The sequence below is a fragment of the Phenylobacterium sp. genome (assembly GCF_036495085.1).
In the GTDB taxonomy this organism is placed as follows: domain Bacteria; phylum Pseudomonadota; class Alphaproteobacteria; order Caulobacterales; family Caulobacteraceae; genus Phenylobacterium.
Map to the genome: position 1 here is coordinate 1 of NZ_DASXNL010000029.1, position 4,268 is coordinate 4,268.

Below are 4,268 nucleotides of genomic sequence, written 5' to 3' on the forward strand. Positions count from 1 at the left end.
AAACGTCGAGCCGAAGGGCGCCCGCGTTCGCAGGAGCGCCGCCAGGTCCCCGGCGAGTTCCATCAATGGCCGAGGTCGGAGAATTTCTCACCTGAAGCGCGTGCGCGCACTTCTCAGGGTGGCGCAAGGCGCAATTGCCCCTAGGATGGCAGCCAGCGACTCAGTTCACGCGGTTTGGTGTGGCTGCGGACGCAGAATTCTAACTGGGGGAGCCCCAATGGCCGACGTCAAGAAAACCAACGCGCTTCAGAAGCCGCTCACGCCCTCGGCGGAGCTGGCCGCTGTAGTCGGCCCGGGGCAGCTGTCCCGCGGCGAAGTGGTCTCGAAGATCTGGGAATACATCAAGAAGAACAATCTTCAGGACCCGAAGAACAAGCGCGACATCCTGGCAGACGCCAAGCTGAAGCCCGTCTTCGGCGGCAAGGACAAGGTCAGCATGTTCGAAATGAACAAGCACCTCGCAGGCCACCTGAAGTAGGCGATGTTCGCTAAGGCGACGGCGTTTTCGCCCCGCCGCGGATATTGGGAATAACGAGAACCCCGTCCGGCTGACCGCCGGGCGGGGTTTTTGCTGCCCGGCGTCCTTCCGCGGAGACGCCGGTTTTTCACCGGCCGTGGAACATCCCTTAACCGTCATCGGCCAACCTTGAGTTTGGGCGGATCGCGCCCTTGGGGAGTTCGAGGTGGCCGACAGCGTCGCGACGGCGGCTCGTTCGAGGGAGGCGGCAGGTGCTCGCCAGGCCTCGGAGGCCCCCCAGCTGGACGCGCTCGCGCTGGCCCAGCTCTCCGGCGCCTTGCGCCTGGTGTCGGCCGACGCGCAAGGCGACGTCGAGCGCTACAGCGACGCGCAGCTCCTGGCCGCCGGCAAGATCAACATCATGTCCCTTGAAGCCGTGCAGCAGCGGCTGGGCGAGACCTGGCAAGGCCGCAAGGACGAGGTCTTCGCCTTCTCCCGACGTCTCCTGAAGCGCAGCCTGGGCGGGCGGGGGATCTTCCTGCGCATCTCCGATTCCGACGTCTTCATCGTCCACCCCGGGCTGGGGCGCCTCGCGGCCCAGGCTGCCTGCCTGCGCTACCTGCGGGAAATCCTCGCCCATTTCCATGCCGACGCCGACCAAGCCGTGGGCAGCGTCCTGCAGGTCGTCGCCGTCAGTAAGGGGCGCGTACAGATCAAGCCCGTGGACGCCCAGGAGGTCGAAGCCGCGCTCGCACAGGAAGCCGGGGAGGGGGCCGGCCGGCTCGGCGCTTTCCACGACGAAGCCAGCCTGACGTCGCAGCTGGTCAACCGGGCCGCGCCCTTCGTATCCACCGATGGGCGCCTGATGCGGGTCTCGGCGAGCCTGGAGCCGATCTATGAGGTGAAGAGCTTCACGCGGATCGGCTTTCGAATGATCCGCCGCATCATCATGGTTTCCAGTGGGGTCGCGCTGACCCAACGCGAGATCGCCGCACTTCCTTCTGCCGACCTGATCCGCGCCGACCTCGCCACCATCGCGCGCGGTATCGACCGCCTCAACGCCGAGGCCGGCGAGCAGCAACTCAGCCTGATCGTGCCGGTGTCCTTCTCCAGTCTCGCAAGCCGGCGCGGCCGTGCGGAGCTGGTGGCCCCGGTCGGCGCGGCGGCGAACATGGTCAAGCTCGGGGTCATCTGCGAGGTCCTCGACATCGAGGGTGTCCCGCAGAACGCGCTCACCGACGTGACGTCACTGGTTCGCCCGCTCTCACTCCTGGTCGTGGGCCGCCTGGCGAACCCGACGCCCGGCGCCTTCGCCAGGCTGACGGGCGCAGGTTTCCAGGCGCTGTCGTTCGAATGCCCGCCGCGGGGCGTCAGCGATGCGGAATTCATCGGCTGGGCCAATTCCATCATCCCGGCCGCCCGCAAGGCCGCGAGATCGGTGCTTGTCTATGGGGCGGGTTCAACGAAGCGGGCCGGCGCGCTGGCCTCGCTTGGCGCGACGCATGTGAGTCTCGACGCAGCTTGAGCTGACGCCGTATTTGCGGCCCCGGCGAGCGGATGCAACCATACGGCCGAGCATCCGTTCCCGCCGGCTGAGGGCGCATGATCGAGATCACAACGCTGTCGGAGCTGACCATCGACGGCAAGCTCGCGCTCCACCGCGCCTCCTCCAGCAAGGAGTTGTTCGACTATTCCACGGACGAGCTGAAGGCGTGGTTCCACGGACAGCGGGCGCTTAGCGACGCCATTATGGTGGGGGCCAACACCGTGCGCGTCGATGATCCGCAGCTGACGGTGCGCCACGTAGACGGGCCGAACCCGCTTCGGGTCATCCCGTCCTCCGACGGCCTCCTGCCGCTTTCCTCGGCGCTGCTCAACGACGGCCTGCCGACCCTGGTCGCGACGTCAAGGAAAGCTGGACCCGCGACGCTTGCGGCGCTGCGGCGCAAACCGGGCGTCGAAGTGGTCACCTGCGGCGAGACGGAAGTCGACCTGGCGGCCCTCATGGCCATGCTGGCCGAGCGCGGGATCAGGCGCCTGATCGTCGAAGGTGGCTCGACGCTGCTCTCCAGCCTGTTCGGCCACGGACTGGTCTCGAAGATCATCATCAAGCACATCCCGATCATCTCGGGGGATCCTGACGCCCCGACCTATCTGACGCTGTCGCCACGGCCCGGACTCGGTCTGGGCATCTCGCGCTGGCGGATGGATGAGTGGTTCGTGAAGGGCGGGATAGGTGTCTCGGTCTATGCGCGCGAGGCGCAGCCGTGGACGCCGTGATCCACGACCCGTTGGCGAGTTTGGCCGCGGCGCTGGCTGAGGCGTCCGGGTCGACGCCTTCGGCAGCCTTCGACGGACGTATCGACATGGTCGGCGAGGACGCCTCGCTCGCGACCTTCGTGAAGCACCAGGCGCTGATGCGCTGCTATCAGGCGCGATACGTCCTCTTGCCTGGTGAGGCGCCGCCCGGCGGGGTGCTTGCGGCGATGCAGGCTCAGTACGGCGAACCGCGGCTGGCCATGCTCGCCGGTCTGCGGCCCAGCCTGGAGCGCGAGCTTATCGCGCCGGCGCCTCCTGGTGGGGAGGGCGATGTCGCAGCCTATGTCGAGACCATGCTGCACGAGATCCGGAGCGCGCCGGAGAACGCCTTCACCGCCTTCCTCGCCCACGCCGATCACCAGGCGGACCACTATCGAAACTTCCTCGTGCAGTCTTCGCCCGACCTGCTGGCGGAGGCGTCGGCCTCGGCGCTCGGCGTCGTGGGCGAATACGGCGAGCCGCAATCGGCGCTCTTCCGTATCCTGATCGATGAGTTCGGCTACGGCGCGCATGGCAAAAAGCACAGCGTGCTCTACCGCGCGACCATGCGCAGTTTCGGCCTGGATGATGCCTACAACGGCTACTGGCCCTGGTTCGACACCGAGGCGCTCACCCTGCACAACGCCATCCACTGGCTGTTCCAGAACCCGCGGAACTTCTTCCGGCAGGTCGGCTTCCTGCTCTACGCCGAGACGGCCTATCAACGCTCGACCGAGGCGCATCATCGGTATCTGCGCCAATTCCACCCTGATGCCGACGTTCGTTATTTCGGCGAGCACGCTCACATCGACCTGCATCACACGCGCATGGTGATCGATGAAGCCGTGACGCCGCTGGTGGCCCGGTTCGGCCAGGAGGTCGGCGCCGAGATTGTCGCCGGCGCGGAGTTCACCAAGGCGGCTTTTGCAAGAGCCGACGAGCATCTGCTTGGCGTGTCCCGGGCCTTCGCGGCTGCGGACGGGGCGACGTTCGGGCCTCCTTCTTGCGCCCGTGAACGCCTGGGGCGGCCCCTGACCCCTGGGAGCGACCTTGCAGGCCTCGTAGGCGCACGCATCCAGGTCGGGGCGTTGGGGCAGTTGAACGACGCCCGCGATCTTGCGGCCTTTCCGCCGGGGACAATCGGGCGGGTCGTGACGTGAACCTCGACAGCACAGGCGTGTGGATCGGCCATGACCTGCCGCCGATCTGGCGTGGCGGAATGGAGTATTTCCTGCTCTCGGCGCGGGGTGAGCTCTACCTCGTGCCCAATCGCTGTCCGCATCGCGGCGGCCCCTTGAAGTTCGGCCGGCTCAACGCTGCGGGCGAACTCGTTTGCCCTATGCATCTGAACGCCTTTTCCATCGAGAGCCTGCTCGCCAACCCCGCGACCCTGCGCCTGACCGCGGCCCGGCAAGATGACCCCTGACGCCGTCCCGTTCCCGCTGTCGCTGGTCGTGGAGCGCGGGGCGTTCAAGCCGGCCAATGCGGTGACCCTGGCTCGAGGCCTGCTGGT

5 protein-coding genes are annotated in these 4,268 nt (G+C 67.1%); all 5 read left to right on the forward strand.

Going from position 1 to position 4,268, the window contains the following annotated elements; all coding sequences use genetic code 11:
* Positions 1-217 precede the first annotated feature (217 nt).
* Entirely contained in the window at positions 218-478 is a 261-nt protein-coding gene (locus VGI62_RS04960; protein ID WP_331503287.1) for an SWIB/MDM2 domain-containing protein, read from the forward strand.
* 205 nt (positions 479-683) lie between these two features.
* Entirely contained in the window at positions 684-1,982 is a 1,299-nt protein-coding gene (locus VGI62_RS04965; RefSeq protein ID WP_331503288.1) for a hypothetical protein, read from the forward strand.
* 77 nt (positions 1,983-2,059) lie between these two features.
* Positions 2,060-2,737: a RibD family protein gene (locus VGI62_RS04970; RefSeq protein WP_331503289.1), complete on the forward strand. Its 678-nt coding sequence runs from the start codon at positions 2,060-2,062 to the stop codon at positions 2,735-2,737.
* Positions 2,725-3,915 (forward strand): iron-containing redox enzyme family protein, encoded by a 1,191-nt coding sequence (locus VGI62_RS04975; protein ID WP_331503290.1) that lies wholly within the window; start codon positions 2,725-2,727, stop codon positions 3,913-3,915. The genes VGI62_RS04970 and VGI62_RS04975 overlap by 13 nt, the downstream gene beginning before the upstream one ends.
* Positions 3,912-4,181 (forward strand): Rieske (2Fe-2S) protein, encoded by a 270-nt coding sequence (locus VGI62_RS04980; RefSeq protein ID WP_331503291.1) that lies wholly within the window; start codon positions 3,912-3,914, stop codon positions 4,179-4,181. Before VGI62_RS04975 ends, VGI62_RS04980 begins: the two co-directional genes overlap by 4 nt.
* Positions 4,182-4,268: the final 87 nt, after the last annotated feature.

Excerpts from the sequence above, each read along its gene's own strand:
- VGI62_RS04960 (WP_331503287.1), top strand. The coding sequence starts at position 218 with ATGGCCGACGTCAAGAAAACCAACGCGCTTCAGAAGCCGCTCACGCCC.
- VGI62_RS04970 (WP_331503289.1), top strand. The coding sequence starts at position 2,060 with ATGATCGAGATCACAACGCTGTCGGAGCTGACCATCGACGGCAAGCTC.